Annotated in this window: 20 protein-coding genes; 13 read left to right on the top strand and 7 right to left on the bottom strand. The window is 69.7% G+C overall.

Going from position 1 to position 24,574, the window contains the following annotated elements:
- Positions 1–13 precede the first annotated feature (13 nt).
- From dgcN to K8556_RS00075, 6 genes are all read left to right on the top strand, one after another.
- The gene (gene dgcN / locus K8556_RS00100; RefSeq protein ID WP_223737980.1) at positions 14–1,027 is read left to right on the top strand and encodes an N-acetyltransferase DgcN; all 1,014 of its coding nucleotides are present in this window, start codon (positions 14–16) and stop codon (positions 1,025–1,027) included.
- A 61-nt stretch (positions 1,028–1,088) separates the two neighbouring features.
- Positions 1,089–1,817, top strand: coding sequence for a YebC/PmpR family DNA-binding transcriptional regulator (locus tag K8556_RS00095; RefSeq protein ID WP_223737979.1), 729 nt, complete (start codon positions 1,089–1,091; stop codon positions 1,815–1,817).
- Positions 1,818–1,911: 94 nt separating this feature from the next.
- A complete protein-coding gene (locus tag K8556_RS00090) occupies positions 1,912–3,543 on the top strand; it encodes a DUF2339 domain-containing protein (RefSeq protein WP_223737978.1) in 1,632 nt (543 codons plus the stop codon).
- Between the two features lie 332 nt (positions 3,544–3,875).
- Positions 3,876–5,483, top strand: a complete 1,608-nt coding sequence (locus tag K8556_RS00085) for a patatin-like phospholipase family protein (RefSeq protein WP_223737977.1) — start codon at positions 3,876–3,878, stop codon at positions 5,481–5,483.
- A 1-nt stretch (position 5,484) separates the two neighbouring features.
- Positions 5,485–5,886 (top strand): MGMT family protein, encoded by a 402-nt coding sequence (locus K8556_RS00080; protein ID WP_223737976.1) that lies wholly within the window; start codon positions 5,485–5,487, stop codon positions 5,884–5,886.
- Between the two features lie 121 nt (positions 5,887–6,007).
- A complete protein-coding gene (locus K8556_RS00075) occupies positions 6,008–6,556 on the top strand; it encodes a D-alanyl-D-alanine carboxypeptidase family protein (RefSeq protein ID WP_223737975.1) in 549 nt (182 codons plus the stop codon).
- Positions 6,557–6,589: 33 nt separating this feature from the next.
- Here the strand turns inward: K8556_RS00075 and K8556_RS00070 are convergent, their stop codons facing one another.
- The gene (locus K8556_RS00070; protein WP_223737974.1) at positions 6,590–7,201 is read right to left on the bottom strand and encodes a TetR/AcrR family transcriptional regulator; all 612 of its coding nucleotides are present in this window, start codon (positions 7,199–7,201) and stop codon (positions 6,590–6,592) included.
- Between the two features lie 246 nt (positions 7,202–7,447).
- On the opposite strand from K8556_RS00070, the gene K8556_RS00065 reads away from it, so the two are divergent.
- From K8556_RS00065 to K8556_RS00050, 4 genes are read left to right on the top strand one after another with little or no spacing between them, the layout of a single operon-like run.
- The gene (locus tag K8556_RS00065; protein WP_223737973.1) at positions 7,448–8,479 is read left to right on the top strand and encodes a VOC family protein; all 1,032 of its coding nucleotides are present in this window, start codon (positions 7,448–7,450) and stop codon (positions 8,477–8,479) included.
- Between the two features lie 3 nt (positions 8,480–8,482).
- Positions 8,483–9,436: a fumarylacetoacetate hydrolase family protein gene (locus tag K8556_RS00060; protein ID WP_223737972.1), complete on the top strand. Its 954-nt coding sequence runs from the start codon at positions 8,483–8,485 to the stop codon at positions 9,434–9,436.
- Between the two features lie 3 nt (positions 9,437–9,439).
- Positions 9,440–11,029 (top strand): bifunctional 3-(3-hydroxy-phenyl)propionate/3-hydroxycinnamic acid hydroxylase, encoded by a 1,590-nt coding sequence (locus K8556_RS00055; RefSeq protein ID WP_223737971.1) that lies wholly within the window; start codon positions 9,440–9,442, stop codon positions 11,027–11,029.
- Entirely contained in the window at positions 11,013–11,810 is a 798-nt protein-coding gene (locus tag K8556_RS00050) for an SDR family oxidoreductase (RefSeq protein WP_223737970.1), read from the top strand. The genes K8556_RS00055 and K8556_RS00050 overlap by 17 nt, the downstream gene beginning before the upstream one ends.
- A 100-nt stretch (positions 11,811–11,910) precedes the next feature.
- On the opposite strand, the gene K8556_RS00045 is transcribed toward K8556_RS00050, so the two are convergent.
- From K8556_RS00045 to K8556_RS00035, 3 genes are all read right to left on the bottom strand, one after another.
- Positions 11,911–14,319, bottom strand: coding sequence for a PAS domain S-box protein (locus tag K8556_RS00045; RefSeq protein WP_223737969.1), 2,409 nt, complete (start codon positions 14,317–14,319; stop codon positions 11,911–11,913).
- A gap of 82 nt (positions 14,320–14,401) precedes the next feature.
- A complete protein-coding gene (locus tag K8556_RS00040) occupies positions 14,402–15,511 on the bottom strand; it encodes an extracellular solute-binding protein (RefSeq protein WP_223737968.1) in 1,110 nt (369 codons plus the stop codon).
- 140 nt (positions 15,512–15,651) lie between these two features.
- Positions 15,652–16,614, bottom strand: coding sequence for an alpha/beta fold hydrolase (locus tag K8556_RS00035; protein ID WP_370639871.1), 963 nt, complete (start codon positions 16,612–16,614; stop codon positions 15,652–15,654).
- Positions 16,615–16,999: 385 nt separating this feature from the next.
- Between K8556_RS00035 and K8556_RS00030 the strand changes: the two genes are divergently transcribed.
- From K8556_RS00030 to K8556_RS00020, 3 genes are read left to right on the top strand one after another with little or no spacing between them, the layout of a single operon-like run.
- Positions 17,000–19,222, top strand: coding sequence for a DUF4139 domain-containing protein (locus tag K8556_RS00030; protein ID WP_223737966.1), 2,223 nt, complete (start codon positions 17,000–17,002; stop codon positions 19,220–19,222).
- Positions 19,222–20,781 (top strand): mucoidy inhibitor MuiA family protein, encoded by a 1,560-nt coding sequence (locus K8556_RS00025; protein ID WP_223737965.1) that lies wholly within the window; start codon positions 19,222–19,224, stop codon positions 20,779–20,781. Before K8556_RS00030 ends, K8556_RS00025 begins: the two co-directional genes overlap by 1 nt.
- A gap of 14 nt (positions 20,782–20,795) precedes the next feature.
- Positions 20,796–21,560, top strand: a complete 765-nt coding sequence (locus K8556_RS00020; RefSeq protein ID WP_223737964.1) for an alpha/beta fold hydrolase — start codon at positions 20,796–20,798, stop codon at positions 21,558–21,560.
- Here K8556_RS00020 and K8556_RS00015 read toward each other — a convergent pair whose 3' ends face one another.
- From K8556_RS00015 to K8556_RS00005, 3 genes are all read right to left on the bottom strand, one after another.
- The gene (locus K8556_RS00015) at positions 21,561–21,995 is read right to left on the bottom strand and encodes a hypothetical protein (RefSeq protein WP_223737963.1); all 435 of its coding nucleotides are present in this window, start codon (positions 21,993–21,995) and stop codon (positions 21,561–21,563) included.
- Between the two features lie 142 nt (positions 21,996–22,137).
- On the bottom strand, positions 22,138–23,298 hold the full coding sequence (locus K8556_RS00010) for an FAD-dependent monooxygenase (protein WP_223737962.1): 1,161 nt from the start codon (positions 23,296–23,298) through the stop codon (positions 22,138–22,140).
- A 30-nt stretch (positions 23,299–23,328) separates the two neighbouring features.
- Positions 23,329–24,177, bottom strand: coding sequence for an MBL fold metallo-hydrolase (locus tag K8556_RS00005; RefSeq protein ID WP_223737961.1), 849 nt, complete (start codon positions 24,175–24,177; stop codon positions 23,329–23,331).
- Positions 24,178–24,574: the final 397 nt, after the last annotated feature.

Genomic DNA, 24,574 nt, shown 5'->3' with positions numbered 1-24,574 from the left:
TAAGGCACCGCGCGTGGACATCGACAAGCCCTACCTGCTGTTCCTGGGAGACGTGAAGGATCAGCTCGCGGCCAAGACGGCCCACGGCATCGTGGACTGGCGGCCCGACTGGTGCGTGGGTCAACTGCGCCTCCCGGGCTGCGTGGCGGACTGTGGCCTGCCGGACATGGACATTGCCCAGGCGAAGGCGAAGGGCGCGCGCACGCTGGTGGTGGGCGTGGTGAACCCGGGCGGCGTGCTGGCGGACGCGTGGGTGGACACGCTGGCGCGGGCGCTGGAGGCCGGGCTGGACGTGGCCACCGGGCTGCACAAGCGGCTGTCCTCGTTCCCCGCCGTGGCCGCGGCGGCGGCGAAGCACGGGCGGAGGCTGCACGACGTGCGCTTCCCGGACCGGGACTTCGCCACGGGCCAGGGCACGAAGCGGCCCGGCCTGCGCGTGCTGACCGTGGGCACCGACTGCGCGGTGGGCAAGAAGTACACGGCGCTGGCGCTGGAGAAGGAGCTGCGTCAGCGCGGGTGGAAGGCGGACTTCCGGGCCACCGGGCAGACGGGCATCCTCATCTCCGGGCGCGGCGTCGCGCTGGACGCCGTCGTGTCCGACTTCGTCTCCGGCGCGGCGGAGTGGCTCACGCCCGCCAACGACGCGGACCACTGGGACGTGGTGGAGGGCCAGGGGTCGCTGTTCCACCCCTCCTTCGCGGGCGTCACGCTGGGCCTGCTGCACGGCGCGCAGCCGGACGCGTTCATCGTCTGCCATGAGCCCACGCGCACGCGCATGCGCGGCGTGAAACACCCGCTGCCGTCCATCCAGGACGTCATCGACCGCACGGTGCTGGAGGGCCGGCTGACGAACCCGGCCATCCAGTGCACGGGCATCGCCATCAACACGGAGCACCTGGGCGAGGCCGAAGCGCGCGCGCTCCTGGAGGCCACCGGACGGGCGCACGGCCTGCCCTGCGTGGACCCCCTCCGGACGGGCGCGGGCCCCCTGGCCGACGCGCTGGCGAGCCGCTTCCCGCGCGGGTGACACACCCGCCCCTTTCCGAAAGCCTCTCCACCGGAGCGGGCCACGGTATATTGAGGAAACCATGGGACGCATTTTCGAGACACGCAAGGCGACGATGTTCGCCCGCTGGAACAAGATGGCGAAGGTCTTCACGCGCATCACGAAGGACATCGTGATCGCGGTGAAGGCGGGCGGGCCGAACATCGAATCGAACCCCGCGCTGCGCCGGGCCGTGCAGAACGCCCGCGCGGCGAACATGCCGAAGACCAACGTGGACGCCGCCATCAAGCGCGCCAGCGGTCAGGACCAGGCTGACTACCAGATCCTCCTGTACGAAGGCTTCGCGCCGCACGGCGTGGGCATCCTGGTGGAGGCGGCCACGGACAACGTCACGCGCACCGTGGCCAACGTCCGCTTCCCCTTCACCAAGCTGGGCGGGAGCATGGGCACGGCGGGCAGCGTGTCCCGCCTCTTCGAGCACATGGGCGCCATCCGCCTGGACGCGGAAGGGGTGAACCAGGAGGAGCTGGAGCTGGAGCTCATCGACCACGGCCTGGAGGAGATGGGCGAGACGACCGGCGAGAAGGGCGAGAAGCAACTGCTCCTGCGCTGCAAGTTCGCGGACTTCGGCAAGCTCCAGGCGGCGATTGAAGCCAAGGGCATCACGCCCGTGTCCACCCAGTCCGAGTACATCCCCCTGCCCGGCACGCTGAAGGAGCTGCCCGAGGAGCAGGCCACGGAGGTCCTCAAGCTGGTGGACATGCTGGAGCAGGACGACGACGTGCAGCACGTCTTCCACAACCTCGCCTGAAGCAACGGCCCGCGGCCCCCGTGCGCGCTTCCCGGGGGCCACGGCCACGCGCACGTGGCGTCAGAGCTGCTGAAGCTCCGCCCAAGGGAGGTCCATGGCGGACGAGGGTGACGGGCAGGACCTGCGGGACACGGTGAAGCGGCTGGAGGCGACGGTCGCGGCCCTGGAGACGCGGCTCGCGAGCCTGGAGGCCCGGGAGGCGCCGCGCCCCGTGGCCCCGCCCTCCCCTGCCACGCCCCCGGTGGCCGCGCCCGAGCCGCGGGACCTGGAGGCGCATGTCGGCACCTACTGGTTGAGCCGCCTGGGCATCGTGGCGCTCATCATCGGCATCGCGTACCTCATCACGTACCACTTCGGGGAGCTGGGGGTGCTGGCGCGCGTGGGCGCGGGCTACCTGCTCAGCGCGGGGCTGGGCGCGTTCGGGTTGTGGCTGGCGCGGCGGCATCAGCTCTTCGGGCGCATCGTCTTCGGCGGCGGCCTGGCGCTCGCGTACTTCGTCACCTACGCGCTGCACTTCATCCCGGCGGTGCGGGTCATCGACAGCGAGGTGCTGGCGCTGGTGCTGCTCGCGGGGTTCGTGGTGGCCATCGTCACCATCGCGCACCGGATGCAGTCGGAGACGGTGGCGGGCATCGCGCTGTTCCTGGGGCTGCACACGGGGATGCTCAGCGACATCACCGCGTTCACGCTGCTGTCCACCACGCTGCTGGCGGCGGGCGCGCTGTTCTTCCTGGTGCGCAACCGCTGGGTCATCGTCCCCCTGTCCAGCCTGGTGGCCGTGTACAGCACGCACGTCGTCTGGGCCGTGCGCACGGGCCACATGGCGCCGGGCGCGCCCGAGGATGACCGGCTCCTGTTGAGCCTGGGCTTCCTCGCGCTCTACTTCCTGCTGTTCTCCGTGGCGCTGCTCGTGCGCCCGCGCGACCTGCCCGTGCGCGCGTGCCTCGCCTTCACGCTGCTCAACTGGGCGGGCCTGACGTCGCTGGGCGCGTACGAGGTCTCCCAGGAGCAGGACTCGCACCTCTTCGGCTTCCTCCTCGTCGTCGCGCTGGCGCATGGCGCGGGGGCCGCCGTGTCGAGGCTCCAGCGCGCGCCCTCCGCGCTGACGCACGCGTACCTGGCGCTGACGGCGGTGACGCTCGCGCTGGCCATGCCCGCGAACTACGACGACGTCGCGCTGGTGGCGGCGTGGACGGTGACGGGGCTGGCCGCGGGCCTGGCCGCGCGCGGGGTGGAGTCACCGGTGCTGCGGGGCGTGGGCGTGCTCATCCTCTACGTGGCGCTGGGTGCGTGTGAATGGCAGACGCCGGGGCGTCTGTCGTTGCTCACCGGGCTGGTGGTGGCGTTCGTGCTGGTGGAGCGCGGCGGGACGGTGCGCGTCGCGGGCCTGCCGGAGCCCGAGGCCCGGAAGGCCTTCACCGCCGTCTGCGCGGCGGGCGCGGGGCTGGCGCTGGTGGCGCTGGTGGGCGCGCGGATGCCCGAGGGGCTCGTCACGCTGGGTTGGGTCATCGCCGCCTTCCTCCTCTTCGGCGTGGGCTTCGCGGTGCGCGAGCGCTGGTACCGGCTGGCCGCGTTGGCGGTGCTGGGGCTCGCCCTGGGGCGGCTGGTGCTGGTGGACGTGGCGAAGCTGCCGCCGGATCAGCGGGTGGTCACGTTCATCCTGCTGGGCGTCATGCTGCTGCTCGTCTCATACACCTACACGCGGCTGCGCGACCGGCGCGGGTGAAGGCCCCCGGCCGGTCGCGGCCGCTCAGGTATCGGTCTCCGTCCGCTCCGTCCAGGCCGTCAACAGCGACGAGGCCAGGGCGCTCGTCAGCATGCCCGCGAGCACGATGCCCAGCTTCCTCATGGCTGCCTCTGGAGGTCGAGGTTCCGGTAGAGCTCGCCCGTGCCTTCCGTCGGCTCGGCTTCGAAGCGCCGTGGAGACGGCCTTGCGACGATGCGAGGAAGGAATTGGCATGGGCTGGGAGCCTGGCCCAGGTCCCGTGCGAAGCGCCATGGTCCTTCCGTTCTGGCCTAAGCTTGCGCCGTCCTCCCCGCCGCGCCCCGAATCCCGCCATGAGCCAAGACGCCACCGCCCCTGTCTCCGTGAAACACGGTCCGCTCGGACCGCTCGCGCTGTCCCTGTCCGGTGGGGGTTACCGCGCGGCGGCGTTCCACCTGGGGACGCTGCGGTTCCTCGACACCGTGGGACTCCTGTCCGATGTGGTGGGCCTGTCCACGGTGTCCGGGGGGACGCTCACGGGCATGGCCTGGGTGGTGAGCCAGTTGGACGGCAAGCCGTTCAAGGCGTTTCACGAGGCGTTCTCCGCGTACCTGCTGCGGACGAATGTCATCGCGGAGGCCCTGACCGGGCTGACCTCCAACCGGGACCACGGCAGCCACGCGTGGGCCAGCCTCATCCGGTCCGCCGCGGACGTCTACGCCCGGCCCGACTTCCTGGGCGACCGGCGCTTCGGAGAGGTCCTGGACGCGGGCGGGCTCCAGCTCCAGGAGGCCATCTTCAACACCACCGAGTTCCACACCGGCCTGGACTTCCGCTTCCGGCGCAGCGGCAACCCGGGCATCGTCCTGGGCAACAACGGCTACCGGATGCCGCGCCCGGTGGCCAGCCACGTCCGGCTGGCGGACATCGCCGCCGCGTCGTCGTGCTTCCCGGGCGGCTTCGAGCCGCTGGTGTTCCCGCAGCAGTTCCACTGGCCCCAGGGCTATCCGCTCGACACCGCGCTGGCGGCCCTGGGCCCGGGCTTCCAGAGCGGCCTGCCGCTGATGGACGGCGGTATCTATGACAACCAGGGCATCGACAGCCTGCTGCTCGCGTACAACCGGGCGGAGCCGCCGCCCACGCTGCTCATCTCCGACGTCAGCGTCCAGAGCCCGGAGATGTACAACGTCCCGGAGAACCCGACGAAGCGCGGCTGGGTGACGCTGAACGGCGTCTCCTGGTTGGCCTACGGCCTCTTCTTCCTCGCCCTGCTCTCCGCGGGCATCCTCGCGTGGCGCGGGTTCGAGACCGCTCGCACCGGCGACTGGGAGCCTCGGGACTACTTCCTCTATCTCATCCCCGGCGTGCTGACGGCGTCGGTGGCGACGGCGCTGGTCTGGGTCCGCGCGCGGCTGACGGATGTCATCACGCTGGTGAAGCGGCAGATGGATCTGGATGTCTGGCCATCCTTCAAGAAGCTCACGGTGCCGGAGTTCGCGCAGATGCTGGTGCTCCGCGGGACGTCGCTCGTGGCGCTGACGTCCCAGGTGTTCATGAAGCGGGTGCGAGGCCTCGTGTTCGGACAGGTGTACGGGGACTCGAGGTTCAAGGACCGGCGCATCTCCAACCTCATCTCCACGCTCACGGTGGACCGGCCCAACCTGTTCGCGAAGCACCCGTGGCTCAAGCCCGGTGCGCACCTGGTGGCCACGGGCACGCAGGCCTGCCAGATGCCCACCACGCTCTGGTTCACGGACGCGGCCCAGTTCGCCGCCGTGGAGGGCGCGGGCGCGGCCACCACCTGCTACGTGCTCCTGCGCCACCTCGTGGAGCACCATGTGGGCCAGTACGAAGCGCCGGGCCAGCCGTTGAATGCCCTGTACGTGCGCCTGCGCCAGGAGTGGGCGGTGCTCAATCAAGCCGGCGCTCCGTCGCGGGAGCGGCAGGCCGTGGCGGCCTAGGATGGCATCACCCACCGACACGCAGGACCCGTACGAGCGCATCTACCGCGTCTGCGAACAGGTGCCCTCCGGACAGGTGGCCACCTACGGAGACATCGCCACCATCGTCGGCGGGGCCTGTGACGCGCGCGCCGTGGGCCACGCGATGGCGGCGCTGGGGTCGCGAGCCGCGACGGTGCCGTGGCAGCGCATCATCAACCGCACGGGAGGCATCAGCACCTCCGGCCACCGCCAGCGCGAGCTGCTGGAGGCCGAGGGCGTCGCCTTCGACGACACGGGGCACGTGCGCATGGACGCGCACCACTGGAGGGGCCCGAGCGAGGCCTGGGCACGCGCCCACGGCTTCAACGTGCTGCCGCCCCGGGACGCGCCCGCACCCGACGCACAGCTCAAGCTCTTCTAGTCCTCACGGAGCGTCCGGGCGACCGGGCACGAGGGAGAAGCGCTCGCCAGCCCGCCTGCTTTTCACATCGGAACAAAGGCGGCAGCCTCCACTCCCCGCCCACTGCTTGGACCTCCGAAGAATGTCCTCTCCCCTGCTCCGCTGGGGCCTCGTGCTCCTGGTCTGTCTGCTGGCCCCCGTCGGGTTCGCGAAGGAAGCCAAGGTCCGCAGGGCCAAGGCGAAGGCACCGCGGCTGGTGCGGATCCACAGCGGCCACCGGCTGCACCGCGACGCGGCGGCCGCGTTCGAGCGCATGGCGCAGGAGGCGCGCACGGCGGGGCAGCCGCTGCTCGTCACGAGCGGGTGGCGTTCGTATCAGCAGCAGCGCTACCTGTGGCGCCGCTACCGCAAGGGCCTGGGGCCCAAGGCCGCGCGGCCGGGCCGCTCCAATCACAACCGGGGGCTCGCGGTGGACCTGGTGGTGGGCAGCGAGGAGGCCTCCCCCACGTATGACTGGCTCGCGGGAAACGCGTGCCGCTTCGGCTTCCAGCGGACCGTGAAGTCGGAGCCGTGGCACTGGGAGTACCGGCCCCGGAGCACCTCCGCGCCCGAGGACGGCCAGGACTGCCTGGGCCGCCCCCTGGACCTGGAGCCCGCGCCCGCGGTGGTCCGCCAGGACGCGCCAGCATGAAACGGGCTTCGCGCCCTGAGCGTCCAACAACCGTCAAGGGAACTCGACGACTGGCAGTGGGCGGCGCGCGACCCGTTCAGCCTCTGAACGGGTCAGTCCGAGCACATGGAGCGCAGCGGCTGCTGTGCGAACATCCAGGTCGCCTGTCCGCGTATCAAGGCTCGCCGCCTCGGCAAGACGGGCCGCTTCGGGGGGAAGCAACAGCGCGGTGATGGCACCCAGGACACTGGAGCCAACGACGATGAAGCTGACAAGCGGATCAGGCGTGGAAAAGCGCCCGCTCGCCATCCCTCGCCCAATGTCACGCAGGAGTCGAGGCCCGAGTCCACGCGCGAGGACCTGCCCCTGGTAGCTCTCGCGGACGAGAAGCTTGCCCCAGAGGGGCTCACGCTGCGCACGCTGTAGCGCGTGGCGGACGCTCACCGCGATGACTTCTGCCGGGTCCTCGATGCCGGCTGCCAGCCGCTCGAGGGCATCACCGAACGCGTCGAAGACCTGGGTGAGGACCGCTTCGTGGATCGCTTCCTTCGACGGGAAGTGGTTGTAGAAAGACCCGAAGCCGACATCCGCCGCGTCGGTAATCTCGTTGATTGGCACGGCGTCGGCACCACGCTCGGCGAACAGCCGGAATGCCGCCTTCAGCAAGCGCTCACGCGTCTCCCTCCTCCGCTTGTCGCCGCGCGATGCCGGTTCGTCGGCTGGCACGGTCAGTGGGGTCGGGACAGGGGCTCGTCCGCGAGGAGCGGTGCGCTTCGATGCAGTCTTGGATCTTGGCATAGGTCGAACCAATTTGACGAAAATATCAGAACTGATTAGATCATCAGAATGAACCCACGTGCTCAGTCTCTCACGCTTCGGACGGCGGAGCCCTCGAGGTGTTCCTCGCCAACCGTGAAGGCGCAGGAGCTCACCCACCTCATCTTCGGGCTGCCGCAGGTCGAAGAGGCTGAGCGCTTCCTGTCGGACTTCGGACTCGACGTCGTGCATCGCACGGCGAGCGCGCTCTACCTGCGCGCATCGGCGCCCACCCCCTACTGCTATCGCATTGAGCGGCGCGCGGGCGCGGGAGCGGGCTTCATTGGATTCGGGCTTCGGGTCGCAAGCAACGCGGACCTCGAGCTCCTCGCGGGGCTCCCTGGCGCGAGCCCGATTCGCCCCGCGGAACATCCGGGTGGCGGCAATGCCGTGGTGCTCACCGACCCATCAGGCTTCGTCGTCGAGGCCATCCACGGCCAAGAAGAAGAAGACGCGTTTCCGCACCGCGCCCCCCTCCCTCTCAACTTCGGGAGAGAGCACACACGCATCAACTCACCGCAGCGCCCTCCCATCGCGCCGCCAGAGGTGCTCAAGCTGGGCCACGTAGTGCTCGAGGTCGCCGACTTTCAGGCAACGTGTGGGTGGTACACACGACACTTTGGCTTCCTTCCCAGTGACGTACAGGTGCTGCCCGATGGCTCGCCAGCCGTCGTCTTCATGCGCCTGAACCTTGGAGACACGCCCGCGGATCACCACACGTTGGCGCTCGCCCAGGGCATCAGGCCGGCGTTCAGCCACGCGGCATTCGAGGTCGTCGACGCCGACGCGGTCGGAATGGGACAGCGCGTGCTGCGCGAGCGCGGCTGGAAACACGCTTGGGGGGTCGGCCGCCACATCCTTGGCAGTCAGATTTTCGACTACTGGAACGACCCCATGGGTCAGAAGCACGAGCACTATTGCGATGGCGACCTCTTCACCGAAGAGGTGCCCATGGGTGTTCACCCGGTGAGCCGCGAGGCCATGTCCCAATGGGGCCCAATCATGCCGCGCTCGTTCACTGCTCCAGCCATCACTCCCGCGACGGTCACGGCCCTCGTCCGGCATGTCCGGCGCAGCCCTGACCTTAGCCTCCGTAAGCTCTTCACGCTCGCACGGCTCTTCGGGTGAAACATGATTGTTCATGTCGTTCGATACCAACATGAAGACAAGGTCCACTGGGGAGTAGTGCGCGGCGGTTCTGTCACTCCAGTGCCCGGTGACTTTCCGACGACGGGGGACTTCGTACGGAGTGTCTCCCTTCCTCAGCTCGCCGCACTCGATGGGACATCCATCGACCTCGCGACCGTCAAGGTCCTCTCGCCTGTCACGCACAACCAGCAGTTCGTGTGCCAGGGCGCGAACTACCGCCAGCACATGGTCGAGTCAGGAGTCGACCCCGACACCAAGACGTTCAACATGATTTTTACCAAGGCGTCGTCGTGCATCGTCCCCGCCGACAGCGACGTCGTGCGCCCCACGCGCGTGCGGTTCCTCGACTACGAGATTGAGCTTGGGCTCGTGCTCCGGCGTGACATCACCCAACCCCAGGAGATCACGGACCAGAACCTCCATGACTTCATCGCAGGCGCGGTAATCGTGAACGACTACTCGGCGCGCGATGTACAAATCCCCGAGATGCAGTTCTACAAGGGGAAGTCGTTCCGCACCTTCGGCCCCGTGGGTCCGCAGCTCGCATTGTTCGACGCCGAGGACACGCACCTGCTGCGCAAGCTGACCCTCCGCTTGAAGGTCAACGGCAAGGTCCGCCAGCAGGACACCACGGCGAACCTCGTACACGGTCCTGCCGCCACACTCACTGAGTTGTCAGGCGTTCACGACTTTCGCGCAGGGGATCTCCTCGCGACGGGCACGCCTGCCGGATGCGCGCTCAGCGTCCCTTCTCCCATGAAACAACGGATGGCAGCGCTCGTTCCCGAAAAAGCCAGGTGGAAACTGTTCTTGGCCATGCAGGCAAAGCGGACACAGTACCTGCAGCCCGGGGATGTCGTGGAAGCAAGCATCCGGAGCGACGACGGTCGACTCGACCTCGGTGTTCAACGCAACCTCATCATCGCGGAGAGGTAAGCGATGGACTTCGACGTCCTCATCGTTGGCTACGGCCCAGTCGGAGCGGCGCTCGCGGGGTTGCTCGGCCGCTACGGAGTGCGTGCGCTGGTTGTTGACAAGGCCCTGGAGGTTTTCACGGCACCACGGGCCATTGCTCTCGACAATGAAGCCCTGCGCATTCTCCAGCAGGTCGGCGTCGGAGCACGCGACTTCGCCCGCATGCCCGTCCCCTACGTCGTGCTTCGCAGCCCACAGCTCGGTGAGATCGCACGCATCAACACATCGAAGGTCATTGATGGCCACCCGATGCTTGTGACGTTCTTCCAACCAGAGCTTGAGCGTGCGCTGCGCGCGAACGTCGAGCGGCAACCCACGATAACGGCCCGCACCGGCATGGAGCTGGTCCAATTCACCGAAGAGGCCGACGGCATCCGAGCGCTGCTCCGCTCAACGGATGGAACAGAGGAGTTCGTCCGCGCCCGCTACCTTGTGGGTGCGGACGGCGCGAGTTCGTCGGTCCGCGCGTCCATCGGTGAGTCCTTCGATGGAGCCACGTACGTTGAAGACTGGCTCATCGTGGATGCGCTGGATCTCCCCAACACCATCGACCATGTCGAGTTCATCTGCGACCCGAAGCGGCCTGGCCCACACATGGCCGCGCCCGGAGGACGAACGCGCTGGGAGTTCATGCTCCACCCGGGTGAACGGCGGGACGAGATGTTGAAGGATACAGCCATCTCCGAGCTGCTGCGCCCCTGGACGAGCCCGGGCGAATACCGGCTCGAGCGAAAGGCAGTCTATCGGTTTCATGCTCGCGCCTGCGCGCACTTCAGCAAGGGACGCGTCTTCCTGGTGGGAGATGCGGCCCACATCACCCCGCCCTTCGTCGGGCAAGGGCTCGTCGCGGGCCTGCGCGACGCCGCGAACCTTGCGTGGAAGCTCGCATGGGTCACACAGCAACGTGCCGCGGCCTCGATTCTCGACAGCTACGATTTGGAGCGGCGTCCGCACGCCAAGAAGATGATCGACCTCGCGCGCTTCGCGGGGCTCTTCATCATGCCGCGCTCGCGGGCGTGGGCGTGGCTCTCCCACGGCAGCCTCAAGGTCTTGCGGCACCTCCCGCCGTTCAAGTCGTTCATCAGCGACTTCGGCATGAAGCCGGCGCATGCGTACGACAACGGCCTCTTCGCGCGCGGTTCAGGCCGCCTCGCGCGTGGCGCGTGGCTCCCGCAGGGCGAAGTCCGCGACTCGCACGGAACGACGCTGCTGAGCGACGAGGCCTTCGGGCATGGCTTCACATTGCTCTGCTCCGCCGCCGCACCGCCGGCCATCGGCGCCGACACGGCACGGCGCTGGGAGCGCCTCGGCGGAACGACGGTGGTGCTGCGCGCTCGAGGGAGCGCACCGAAACCAGGCAGCTTCGAGGATGCCACGGGGGCGTTCGCGAAGCTCACACGCGACGAGTGGTGCGTCGTCGTTCGACCTGACCGGACGACTCTTCACGATGGGCCGGTCTCGGACGCGGAGCGCGTGCTTCGCGAGTCCCTTGACCTCCTCGGCCTCCGGGATGCTGCTGCTGCAAGCGGAGGATTGAATGCGACGTCGTTTTGAGGGCCAGGTCATCTGGATCACGGGAGCATCCTCGGGCATCGGCGCGGCGCTAGCAGAGGCGTTCGCGAGTGAGGGCGCACGACTGGTCCTCTCGGCGCGTCGGAGAGCAGAGCTCGAACAGGTCGCCGCGAGGTGCAGCACCGAGGCATTCGTGCTGCCGCTCAATCTCGAGGAGCCGGAAACCTTTCCTGCCCACGTCGAGGCCGCGCTTCTGCGCTTCGGCCACATCGACGTCGTTGTCCACAACGGTGGCATCAGCCAGCGCTCGCTGGCCCAGGAGACCCGCCTCGACGTCGACCGCCGCATCATGGACGTCAACTACTTCGGCGCGGTGGCGCTAACGAAGGCACTGCTTCCGTCAATGGTGAAGAGGAAGGCCGGACACTTCGTCGTCGTCTCGTCGGTGATGGGAAAGGTCGGCACACCGCAACGCTCAGCCTACGCGGCGAGCAAGCACGCGTTGCACGGGTTCTTCGACTGCCTGCGTGCGGAGATTGCTGACGACGGGCTCTTCGTAACGCTGGTCTGCCCCGGCTACATCCAGACCGACGTATCGAAGAACGCCCTCACGGGTGACGGCTCGCCGAAGAACGAGGTGGGGAGCGATATCGCCAAAGGCCACCCAGCGGACCTCACCGCACGCCAGATCCTCAATGCCGTCAGCAAAAAGACGAGCGAGACCTACGTCGGGGCGTTCGGCAAAGAGCTGCTGGCGCTCCTACTCAAGCGCTTCCTGCCAGGAGTCCTGGAAGGCCTGGTACGTAGCGCCGTGCCCAGGTAGAGCGTCACGCTGCGCAAGCGCCTCTCGGGCATTGATGTCATGCGGCCTTGGCTCGGCCCGACGCGCAGCTTGAGCCCGTTCGAGAATTACGATCGGCCGTTCAGGCCGCGCGCGGAGGCAGCTCCACGATGAACCTCGCGCCGTGCCCCGGCTCGCTCTCGACGCGGATGCTGCCGCCGTGCGCCTCGACGATGCGTCGCGTGATGAAGAGCCCCAGGCCCAGCCCTCCGTAGTTGAGGGAGGCGGCGCGCTCGAAGCGCTCGAAGATGCGCTCCTGGGATTCGAGCGGAATGCCCATCCCCTGGTCCTCGACGATGAGCAGCGCCCTGCCCGCTTGCTTCGTGACCTCCATCCGGATGGGCCGCCCCGCGCCGTACTTCATCGCGTTGGTCAGCAGGTTGAGCATCACCTGCTCCATCCGCAGGCGATCCCAGCGGCCCCAGACGGGCTCGGGGGCCACCAGCTCGAACTCGCAGCCCGCCTTCTGGAGCGACTCCGAGACATGGCCCGCCATGTGCCGGGCCACCGTCGCCAGGTCGATCTCCTCCATGCGCAGGTCGAGCTGCTTCTCGTGGACGCGGGAGACGTCGAGCAGGTGGTCCGCCAGGTTCGACAGACGTTGGAGCTGGTCCTGGAAGACCTCCAGCATCCGCGTCATCCGCTCCGGGGACAGGGGCCGCGCCCCCGACAGCACGGACTCCATCTGCTGGACCCGCAGCCGCATGGAGGTCAGCGGGGTCTTCAGCTCATGGGAGGCGATGGACAGGAACTCGTCCCGCGCGCGGATGGACTCCTGCGCCGAGCAATAGAGCTGCGCGTTGTCGATGGCGAACGCGGCCCGGCGCCCCAGCTCCTCCGTCAACGTCAGCTCCTCCCGCGCGTACGTGCGCCCCGGCTCGGGAGACAGGAGGTACAGCACGCCCAGGGTGCGGCCTCGGGCCTGGAGCGGCACCCCCAGCGAGGGCCGCTCCCGAAGCGGCCGCAGCTCCTCTGTCAGCCCCTCGGAGTCCCACAGGCCCCGTGACGCTTCGGACACCTCCGACTCACCCGTGGCCAGCACGTGGGCCGGGCCGTGGCGGGCGTCCGGGTCCGGCGGGTGGCGCAACAGCCACTCCCGCACGCTCGCCGCGCGGGCCCGCGAGCGGTCCGCCACCGCCACCGGCCGCAGGCCCACGCCGTCCGTCCGCACGAAGAAGACGCACAGCTCCGCCAACAGGGGCACGGCCAGCTCGGCGACGCGCTGGAGCGTGGTCTCCGGGTCGAGCGAGGCCACCAGCTCGCGGCTCGCCTCGGCCAGGAACCGCTGGGAGACCTCCATCCGCTTGCGCTCGGTGATGTCGGTGGCGATTCCACAGAGCGCGTAGGCCGCCCCCGTGGCGTCGAGCAGCGGGAACTTCTGCGTGAGGTGGACGTGGATGCCATCGTCGTGCAGGAGCCGCTCCTCCCGTTGCACGGCGACGCGGCGCTGGAAGATGTCGTGGTTGGCCTCGTGCAGCGTCTCCGCGATCTCCCGGGGAAAGACATCGAAGACGGTCTTGCCGGCGACCTGCTGCCGGGTGCGGTGGAAGAGCCGCTCCCACTCGCGGTTCACGAACCGGAAGCGCTCCTGGGTATCCAGGAGGAAGAACACGGTCGGCGCGTTGTCCAGGATGGCGCGCAGCCGCTGCTCGCTCTCCTGCAACGCCTCCTCCGTGCGCTTCCGCTCGGTCACGTCGAGCAGCACCGCGAGCGAGCGGACCATCCTGCCGGAGGTGTCCCGCTCCACGATGGCGGACAGCAGGACGTCGATGACCTCCCCGCCCTTCTTCACGAACTGGTACGGCACGTCCTTGCACGCCCCCGTCTTGTAGTACTCGGGCAGGACGACCTCGCGGGCGTAACGCCGGGACGCCGGGGTGAGGAACTCCACTGACTCGCGCCCGATCACCTCCGCGCGCTCGTAGCCCAGCGTGCTCAACCAGCAATCGCTGACGCTGATGAGCCGCCCGTGCGGATCAATGGATTGCATCATCACGGGCGTGGTGTTGTAGAGCGACCGGTACTTCGCCGCGCCCTCGCGCGCCGCGTCCTCGGCCCGCTTGAAGTCGGTGACGTCGCTGTAGACGGAGGCGCCTCCGCGCACCCGCCCGGTCACGTCGCGGACCGGGCTGGAGCTGACGTGCAGCCAGGTGCCTTCCGGCCTTCTGGCGTTGCGCAGGAAGACCACCGCCCGGCTGACAGCCTCGCCCCGGAGGGCTCGGGTCATGGGCAGGTCCTCGGACGGATAGAGGGTCACCTGGTCCGGCAGGTAGAACCCGTAATGCGCGGGCCACCGGCTGACCGGCTCGTCGGTGGCGCCCATGCCCAGGATCTGCTCGCCCTTCGGGTTGATGAACGCGAGCTGCTGGTGCTCGTCCGCCACCAGCAGCCCTTCGCCCATGCTGGCGAGCACGGCATCCAGGAGGTTGCTGTACTCCGATGGCGAGCCACCCGAGGGTGGCTGCGCCGGGCTGTCGTGCAAGCGGGCCATGGGACGCGTGAAGGGGGTGGATTCCTCCCTCTTCAACGATGGGGGCTCGCCCACTCATTCGCCAGACGTCGCCCTCCCGGCGCTACTGGAGGGCTTCGAGCAGGGCTGCCTGCAGTGCCTTCCGGTTCTCGGGGAAGCGCTGGTTGGGATACGGCCGCGCTCCGCCCAGGAGGGCTTCATACCGCTGATACATGGGGTCGGAGCGTGCGGGCTCCTGCTGATAGAAGGCGCGGTTGGCCTGGAGCAGGTAGCGGGGCCGGGTGCCCTGGGGGCCGTCTTCACTGAAGGCGATGAGGCTGCGCGTTCCGGGGGCCTGCATGAACGCGGTGAAGGCGCGGGAGTCCTCCGCGCAGGTCCCGGTGCAGTTCGCGTTGAGCACCAGCGCATCCACGAAGACCGCCGGCGCCGAGCCCGCGCCCAGCGGGACGGAGATGACCTCCGGGAGGGGCATCGTGGGCTGCGACTGGAGGATGTAGAACAGGCGCTCGGTGTAGCCCATGAAGCCGTTGGCCTGCTCCTGGGCGAAGGCCACCTCCGCCACCGTGTTGTCCGCGTAGCTGCCATCCAGGCAAGGGTTGACGCCCGCTTCGAGCGAGCAACTGTCGACGACGTCCGCGAACGCGCTCATCGTCGGAGCGTCGAGCGGCAGCGAGATGGCGCCCGCGAGCGCGTCCCCAGGGTGCGTGTCCGCCCAGGCATCGATGTACGAGGAAGGCAGCGTCCAGCTCCCGTCGAGGTTCGTCGCCAGCGGGCGCTTGCCGGGAGAAGCCTCGCGAAGGATGCGCACGAGCGAGGCGCTGTCCGTCGCGGACTGGATGTTCGAGGTCCGCGAATAGACGACGTTGGTGCAGAGGTAGGTGGGCACGCCATAGTTCTCACCGCCGATGCGGACCGCCTCCTCCGCCGCGGGATGCACGACGCCCGCCTCCAGCGCGACCGGCTGGATCCACTGTCTCTCCGCGAGCGAGCCGAGGATCAGCGTGTCCACCTCCACGACCTGGGCGGCCCCGGCCCCCGTGCCGAGCAACTGGTTCAGCGTCCCGCCGTCACTCAGGTCATAGACATCCAGGTTGGCGTCGAAGACGACGTCCAGGTCGATGTCCGGATGGGCCGCCTCGAAGTCGGCCTCCAATCGCTGCTCCAGGCTGGCGAAGCCGTCCCCCGCCGAGTCGGGGATGTATGGAAACAGCACGGCCTTCAACGGGCGCCTGGGCGTGGGGTCGGGATCGGAGGACTCCGAGCACGCGCTCAGGACCAGGACGGCGGGGACGACAAAGGCTCTCCAGCGCATTGCAGGTGACCTCTCGGGGGTGATGCCGGTGGGGTGAAGACCTATCGCGCGAGGAACGCGCGCATCTCGGAGATGACCTCCGCCTGTCGCGGGAGCCAGAGGTAGTGGCCCGCGCCGGGGAGCGTCACGACCTTCCAGTTCGGCAGGCTCTTGAGCAGCGCTTCCTGGGCGGCCTCGCGCTGGCGCAGCTCCGGCAGGAACGCGCGGGCCCGCTCGCGCAGGTCCCCGGGGAGGTTCTCCGCCTGGGCCAGATGCTCCACCCAGGCCGCGAAGGCCAGATCGTCGGAGATGGCCAGCACGGGCCCGCGCAGCTTCGCGTAGTCCGGCAAGGCGGCGCCCCGGATGCACTGCTCCGTCGCCTCCGGCATGCGGTGGTAGCGCAGGTACGCGCCCGTGGCTGCGTCGAACTCAAATGCCTGATCAATCTCATGCGGCGGGAACGGACCGCCCAGGTCGCGCGCGAGCAGCGCCGTCACCGCCTCACGTGACGGCTGCCCGTCGAGCACGGTGAACGGCAGCGGCGGCAGCGGACCGGGCTTGAGGAACTCCGCGATCTCTCCCTTGTTGTCCGTGGCGTCCAGGAAGATGAGCGCCTCCACCCGCTCCGGATGGTTCAGGCCCATCCAGTTCAGCTCGTCCCCCGCGAGCGAGTGCCCCACGAGCGTCGCCTTCGCGAGCCCCAGGCCGTCCATCGCGGCCAGCACGTCATGCCCCAACGTCGCGCTGTCGTAGCCGGTGGCCGGCCAGCTCGACGCGCCGAAGCCGCGCCGGGTGAAGGCATAGACGTGGTGCGTGGCGATGAACTCCGGCGCCAGCACGTCATAGACATGCGCCGTGCTCCCCATGCCCGGCAGGAACACCAGCGCCGGCCCCTTGCCGCCAAAGTCGAGCACCTCCAGTTCGACCTCCGGCGCCACCCGTACCCGGCTCACCCGGTGCAGCGGGTCCGCCGTGCCGCCGGGGGGCGGGGGCGGCGTGGTCGCACAGGCGGAAAGCAACAGCACCCAAGACAGACGTAACCAGGACGTTCGCATGGACGGCAAGCTTTGCATGGACACCGTGACAACGGAACGAAATCAAGCCTGCCCATGATGACTGGCTGTTACTCATCGCAAAATTCCATCTCCCACTGAATCCCCTCGCCCTCAAGACAGACGATGCGGTCGCGCGGGATGGCGCCCCCCGGTCCCGTGCATTCGACGTTGCCAATCCCAGACGCCGGACACGCACATGATCCGCGCGCACGCCGTCAACCGCGTTCTGGGCGTGCACGCCCCCACGGCGCGGAGCGTGAGCCGGGCCCTGAAAGTTCTTGCCCCCTTCTCTCCAGGTCGCCATTCGCGGCGGCCTCGGAGTAGCCTGCGGGCCTCTCCACGGAAGAGGGGGCTCATGCGCGTCGTACCGTCCGTCCTGGAATCCGTCACCGTTCACGCCGAGGGCGCGCTGTGCACGCGCGCGTTCGTGCTCTCGCCCGAGAACGGACACCTGCCCGGGCAGGTCCGCATCGACGGCCTTCCGCTGGCCCTGCGCACGGGCTCGCTGCGCGCCCGGGTGGTGGAGGGCCCGCCGGAGCTCCTCGTCCGCGACCTCAAGCCCACGTTCGACGTGCGGATGCCGCCGGAGTCGGAGCTGCCCGCGGAACAGCACGCGCTCGAAGCGGCGGAGGCCTCGCTGGCGGCGGTGCATGGGCGGCTGGAGCGGGTCCGCGCGGAGATCGCGGCGCTGCGCGGCCTGGCTCCCACCTGGCCGGCCCAGCGCAAGGGCCATCCCCCGCGCGAGGCACCGCTGACCGCGATGCTGTCCCTCACGGGCTTCGTGGACGCGGAGCTGGCGGAGCTGCAGGCCCAGGAGCTGGACCTGGCGCGCCAGCACCGCGACGCCACGAACGAGCTGGAGCTCCGCCGCCGCCGCGTCCAGGAGCTGTCCTCCGCGCGGAGCGTGGACCGCGCCCGGCTGTTCCGCGCGGCGCTGCTGACGCTGTCCGGCCCCATCGCCGCGACCGCGGACGCGCGGCTGGTGCTGGAGTACGCGGTGGCCGGCGCGCGCTGGGTGCCCACCTATGACCTGCGCCTCCCGCGCACGCTGGTGGAAGGCACGCTGCGCATGCGCGCCGCCGTCGTCCAGCGGACCGGAGAGGACTGGACGGGCGTGCGGCTGGCGGTCTCCACCGCGAGCCTGGAGCGGCGCGCGGAGGTGCCGGAGCTCAAATCGCTGCGCATCGGCCGCAGCCAGCCGCCCCCCGCGCGCTCCGGGTGGCGTGAACCCGCGCCGGGCCTGGAGGAGCTGTTCGCGGGCTACGACGCGCTGCGCGTTCCCCGGCCGGAGCCCGTCCCCCAGAAGGCCCAACCGCCGCCCATGCCCGCGCCGGAGATGGCGAAAGGCGCTTACGAGCAGGAGGAACTCTACAAGGAATCGGCCTCGTTCGGAGGCCCGCCAGGAGCGCCGCCCAGCGTGTCCGCGCCGCCTCCGCCCATGGCTGCGCCGAAGGCTTCGGGAGCCTTTCTGGGAGGGGCTCGTCCCTCGGCGCCCAGCCGCAACGTCCCCAGCGCCGCTCCGGCACCGAGCATGCCCCCGCCCCGCGGCGGTGGCGGCATGGACCGCATGCGCAGCAAGAAGCGCGCGGTCTCGGAGGATGACTTCGATGACGCCCCGATGGCGGACATGTTGATGGATGAAGAAGAGGGCGGCGCTGGCGCTGAGCACCGGAGCGCGGCGGGCCTGGAGCCGGCGGAGGGTCTGTTCGACTACGACTCGCTGACGCTGGCCTCCGCGGCCTCTCCGGGGCAGCGCGGCCGGTTGCGTCCCCGCTCCGCGCTCGTCTCCCAGGCGATGCTGTCCATCACGTCCGTGAGCCTTCAGGTGGAGGTCGTGCGCCTGGAGGCCCAGGCCTTCGTCATCGCCGAGTCCGTGAACAGCGTGGCGCCCCCCTCCTGGGCCGTGCCGCCGCGCGAGTCGGCCCGGCACTTCGACGCACGCTTCGACGCGGAGGCCGTCGCGGACGTGCCGTCCGATGGCGCATGGCACACCGTGCCCATGCTGACGGTGCCCCTGGAGTTCAAGGCCGAGTACGTGTGCGTGCCCTCCGTGGAGCCTCGCGTCTTCCGCACGGTGCGCATGGACAATGCCTCGCCGCATCCGCTGCTCGCCGGGCCAGTGGACGTGACGCTCGGCGACGAGTTCCTGATGACGTCGCCCATGCCCACGCTGGGGCCGGGCGAGACGCAGCGGCTGGGCCTGGGCGTGGAGGAGGCGCTCCAGGTGGCGCGCAACACCCGCTTCGACGAGGCCTCGGGCGGCATGTTCGGCAACAGCACGGTGCTCACGCACCACGTCTCCGTGGAGGTGGCCAACCACCTCTCCCGCGCCGCGAACATCGCCATCTCCGAGCGGATCAGCGCGGTCCCCGAATCCCAGAAGGACATCAAGGTGGAGGAGTCGGAGGTGGTGCCGCCCTGGCAGAAGCCCACGCCGCTGCCGGGTGAAGAGGCGGTGGAGGGCGAGCGCGTGTGGCGCGTGAGCGTCCCCGCGGGAGAGAAGCGTTCGATGAAGGCGACGTGGGTCGTGAAGCTGCCCGCCAGCAAGATGCTGAACGGCGGGAACCGGAGGACGTGATGCGCACTTCCATTCTGTTGCCCCTGATCAAGGTGACGGTCCTGGAGGACCGGGCGCTCGTCGAGCGCAGCGGCACGGTGACGCTGCCCCCGGGCCCCTGCCGCCTCGTGGTGGACGGGCTGCCGGCGGTGGCGGTGGACCGCTCGCTCCAGGCGAAGCTCACCGGAGGCGTGGTGACCCAGGCCAGCCTGCGCCGCTCGATGCGCGCCGTGCTGCCCGAAGCGCTGCGCGAGCACCACTCGGAGCTGGCCCGCCGCGCCTTCGAGCGCGAGCAGGTGCTGGCACGCGCCCAGGCGGAGGTCCGGCGCCTGGAGGCGAAGCACGTCCTGCTGGAGACCGCGCGCCGGGACATCCTCCGCGCCATCTCCGAGCGCACCGGCGCCGGTGAAGCGGATCCGGCGAAGTGGAAGGAGCAGTTGGCGACGGTCCGCCAGGAGCAGACCGCGACCGACGATCACCTGCGGCAGGCCCGCCGTGACCTGGGGCGCCTGGAGCGGCAGCACATCCAGGAGACCCGCGACGTGCTGTCGCGCACGGAGATGCCGGAGCCCACGCTGGACGTGCGCGCCGAGCTGGACGTGAGCCACGCCGCGGGCGGTGAGGCGACGTTGACGCTCAGCTACCTGGTGCCGTGCGCCGCGTGGCGGCCGGCCTACCGCGCGGTGCTGGGCCTCTCGGAGGCGGAGTCCTCGGTGAGGTTGGAGTGTGAGGCGGTGGTCTGGCAGAACACCGGCGAGGCGTGGAAGGACGTGACGCTGGCCTTCTCCACGGCGCGGCCCACGCTGGGCGCCACGCCGCCCCGGCTCACGGAGGACTGGCTCTCCCTGCGGGAGAAGACGTCGCGCGAGAAGCAGGTGGTGGACGTCACCTTGCGCGAGGAGTCGCTCCAGGAGACGGGCGAAGCGGGAGCGGCGAAGGCGGCGGACGCGCTGCCCGGCATGGACGACGGCGGCGAACCCGTGACGCTGGCCGCGCCGCACAAGGCCACGGTGCCGTCGGATGGCGAGGCGCACCGCGTGGCGCTGTTCGCGTTCACCTCGCCGGCCACGTCGGAGCTGGTGGCCTGCCCGGAGCAGTCACCGCTGGTGCACCGCGTGGCGAAGTTCGACAACACGGGGCCGGCGGTGTTGCTCGCGGGTCCGGTGGACCTGGTGCGCGCCAACGGCTACGTGGGCCGCGCGCAGCTCAAGTTCGCGGGCCGGGGCGAGCGCGTGAAGCTGGGCTTCGGCAGCGAGGACTCCCTGCGCGTGTCGAGGCAGGTGGACGTGGGCGAGGAGGTGGCCCGCATCACCGGCCGGCGCACGCGGACGCAGAAGGTGAAGCTGTTCGTCTCCAACATGGGCGCGAAGCCCGCGGCGCTCGCGGTGGAGGAGCGCATGCCGGTGTCGGAGGTGGAGGCCGTGGAGGTGGCGCTGCTCAAGGACGCCACGAAGCCCGCGCCCACGAAGGTGAGCGACGAGGGCATCGTGCGCTTCGAGCTGAGCGTGCCGCCGCGCTCCCGCCAGACGGTGGCCTTCGGCTTCACGGTGGCCAGCGCCGCGAAGGTTTCGGGCATCTAGGGAATCGTCACGCCATGCCCTTCGCGACGAGGTCCGGCCGCCGCATCCACTACGAGGTCCAGGGCCACGGCCCTCCCCTGCTGCTCCTGCACGGCCTGCTCCAGGTGGGCTCGCACTGGACGCTCAAGGGGTACGTGCCCGCGCTGACGGATGCGTACACGGTGGTGACGTTCGACTCGCTGGGGCACGGCCAGAGCGACACACCGCACGACCTGGAGGCCTACGCGCTGAGGCATCGCGTGGAGGACGCGCTGTCGGTGCTCGACACGCTCTCCATCGACCGGGCGCACGCGTGGGGCTACTCGATGGGCGGCTGGACGGTGTGTGGTCTGGCGTCCCTGGCGCCGGAGCGGCTGGCGTCCTACGTGGTGGGCGGCTGGGATCCGGCGGTGGGCCTGCCCGTGGCCTACGCGGCCCTGGAGAAGCAGCTCAAGCCCGGGACGACCGTGGACTGGTTCCAGGTGCTCCTCCTGGGAGCACGGCGCGCGCCGGAGCTGGCGGAGGCCATCGACGCGGGAGACCTGGACGCGCTGCGGCTGTGCATGAAGGCCTGTGAGACGTCGGCGGGCCTGGACGAGGCGCTGGTGGGATCCAGCAAGCCGGGGCTGCTCTATTGCGGCGCGCTGGATCCGTACCACGACTCCATGAAGGCCGTGGCGCGCCGGGCCGGCGCGGCGTTCGCGACCATCGAGCACGCCGACCACGGCGGAGCCTGGGCGAAGGCGCCCAAGGTGCTGCCCCACGTCCTGCCGTTCCTCGCCTCCGTCTCGCGGTCCTGATCAGTTCGCGGATTGGATGGCGATCACCCGGACGTCGAAGTCCTTGCACGCGGCGTCCTTGCAGATGCCGTTGAGCCAGGCCTCCCCCTGGCCGAACATCACGCCGTCAGCGTTGACGAAGAGGTCCGCGTAGCGCTGCCGGGTGATGACCCTGGCGATGGCTGGCGTGACGATGACGTCGTAGTGCCTCACGAACGCCGCGGCGTCTGGCAGCTTCACCTTCCTGCCGCCCACGGTCGCGGTGAACGGATACGCCACCATGGCGGCGACCGCCTTCACGTCGTGCGTGGCCACCGCCTGCTGGAACGCCGCGAACGCCTGCTCGTACTTCGCGGGCTCACCGAGGATGCGCTGGATGCGGGCGTTGACGTCAGCGGCTCCGGCATCCTGTCCCCCGGTGACGACGTTGGGAGCGGCCAGCGGCGCGGCGGACACCGGAGTCTCCGTGCGTTGACAGGAAGCCGCGGACACGAGGACCAGGGCGGCAAGCCGCGTGGGATTTGTCTGCATGAGTTCCCCCCGCCAGGGCAGGCTGCGCATCCCTGGCAAAGACAGACTCTACAGAGCTTGATTCGTGTCAGCGCATGCCTTGGACCAGCGTCCAAAGCTGACGTTTCGCGGCCGACTGCGGGACTCGCCGGAATAGTGCATCGCGGACAAAGCGCGCGGCTCCATTCTCCCACTGGGCCACACGTCCTACCTGCCGTGAGCGCACGACAAACGCATTGGCGCGCTTCACCCGGCGGGACTCATAGGCACGCAGCGCGTCCTCCACGCTGCCCTGCGCCGCGAGGCACTCACCCAGCACCACGCCGTCCTCGATGGCCTGACAGCCGCCCTGCCCCAGGTTCGGCGTCATCGGATGCGCGGCGTCCCCCAGCAGCGTCACGCGTCCCCGGCTCCAGTGCCGCACCGGAGGACGGTCGTGGATGTCCGTGCGCAGGATGCGTTCAGGCGACGTCGCCGCGAGCAGCCGCGCGATGGGCGCGTGCCATCCGGAGAAGCGCTCCTGGAGGACGGCGAGCGTCTGTCCCGGCGCGTCCTCCGCCCCCGCGGGAGCGTTCAGCGTGGCGAACCAGTACACCTCGCCATGGCCGATGGGCACGATGCCGAAGCGGGCCCCGGGGCCCCACGTCTCGCTGAGCAACCCCGGCTCCACGAGCTCCGCGCCCGGACAGACACCGCGCCAACTGGTGTAGCCGGAGTAACGCGTGGGCTGCTCGCCCAGCAGCCCCGACCGCACGGCGGAGCGCAGGCCGTCCGCGCCCACCAGGACGTCGCCGGAGACCGTCTCGCCCGTGGACAGCGTCACCGTGACGCGGGCGCCGTCGTCCTGGAAGCCTGTCACGCTGACCCCCAGCCGCACGGCCTCCTCCGGGCCCGCGTGAGCGCGGAGCACGGCCTGGAGACGCGCACGGTGCATGGCCACCATCGGGGCATCCAGCTCCTCCTGGAGCGAACGCACGTCGACGTCGGTGATGCGAGCCCCCGTCGAATCGAGGATGCGGGTCCGCTCGGCGCGTTCGCCCTCCGCGACCACCGCGTCACACAGGCCGATGCGGCGCAGGGCCAGCGCGGCGTTCATCTGCACGATGAGGCCCGCGCCCACCGGCCGCAGGGCTTCGGCGCGTTCGAACACGGTGGCGCGAAGGCCCGCGCGCTGGAGGGCACAGGCCAGCGTGAGGCCTCCAATGCCTGCTCCGGCGATGAGGACGTGGCGGGCGGATGCGGACGTCATGGCGGCCTCCTGAAGGGCCGGCGCCACGGGTCAACCGAACCAGCGGCCGGCGTCAGGCGCGAAGACTCGCACGCGTTCGAGCAGCGATGGCGGCAGCCGGGCCTGGAGCGTCGCGTGGACCTGCGCGGGGCTGTAAGCCTGACTGAAATGCATCAGGACCAGGGCCTCGTTCTGGAAGCGGTCCGCCATGGAGGCGATCTCCTCCAGGTGGATGTGGGCCCGCTCCTGCGCGTCGCGCACGGTGCGCTCCGCGTCGATGAACGTGCACTCGAGGATGAGCACGCGGCTGTCGAACAACGACGGCTGGCGCTCCAGCACGTTGGAGAGCGTGTCGGTGCAGTAGGCCAGCTCCAGGCGTTCGACTTCATCGAACAGCGGCTCGCCAGCCTGACGACGGCGGCCGATCTCCGCCGGAGGCAGCTCGCGGAACTCGGGCTTGAGCTTCGCGACGCGGCGGAGGAACTGGTAGCCCAGCGAAGGCACGGGATGATGCGTGCGAAAGGCGCGGACCCACACGTCCTGCTGCACCTTCACGGTGTCACCGGGGCGCAGGGGGACGGTGCGGATCTCGGACTTCATCCGGTGCAGGCGCCCCAGGGCCGCGAGCGCCTCCTGCACGGGCGCTTCAATCTCCGCCGGCAGGTAGACGAACGGCGGCCCCTTGCCCACGAGCGCGCGGATGCCCAGCAGCGAACCCAGCGCGCTCGCATGGTCCGAGTGGCCATGGCTGAGGAAGATGCGGTCCGTGGTGGCGAAGGAGCGGATGGGGATGCCCGCGTCGAGCAGCACCCCCAGCTCCGGCACCAGGAGCGACGTGTACACGCCGCCCACGGACACGCCGCGCACGGTATAGGGTCCCGCCTGCACCTCGGTCAGCATGAGGGGAAGCTTATGCGGACTTCGGAAGGAAGACGTTCGTGAGGATGAGTCAACGGTGGCCATGGCTCCTCACCGCTTCGGTGCTCTTGCAGGCATGCGGAGGCGCGCACAGGCGGAGTCAGTACGACTTCGACAGCGCGACGAACTCCTGCAGGACGCAGCCTGCCTACTGTGCCCAGGTCGCGGGAGAGGAAGCGGTGGTTCCCAGGGCCGTGCGGACGTTAGCGACGACGGGAAGCTCCGCCGCGGCGGCCGTGAAGCTCCTGGATGCCGCGCTGAAGCAGCAGGTGACAGAAGCGCTGGAGGAGTGCGCGGACAAGGCGAGGTCGTGTCAATTGGAGTGGAAACGCGTCAGGCGGCGCGACGAGTTCCCTGCGGTAGCATGACGAGGTTGCCG

The sequence above is a fragment of the Corallococcus sp. AS-1-12 genome, from assembly GCF_020036995.1.
GTDB lineage: Bacteria > Myxococcota > Myxococcia > Myxococcales > Myxococcaceae > Corallococcus.
The sequence above is the reverse complement of the archived record's forward strand: the minus strand, read 5'-3'. Positions and strand labels throughout refer to the sequence as shown.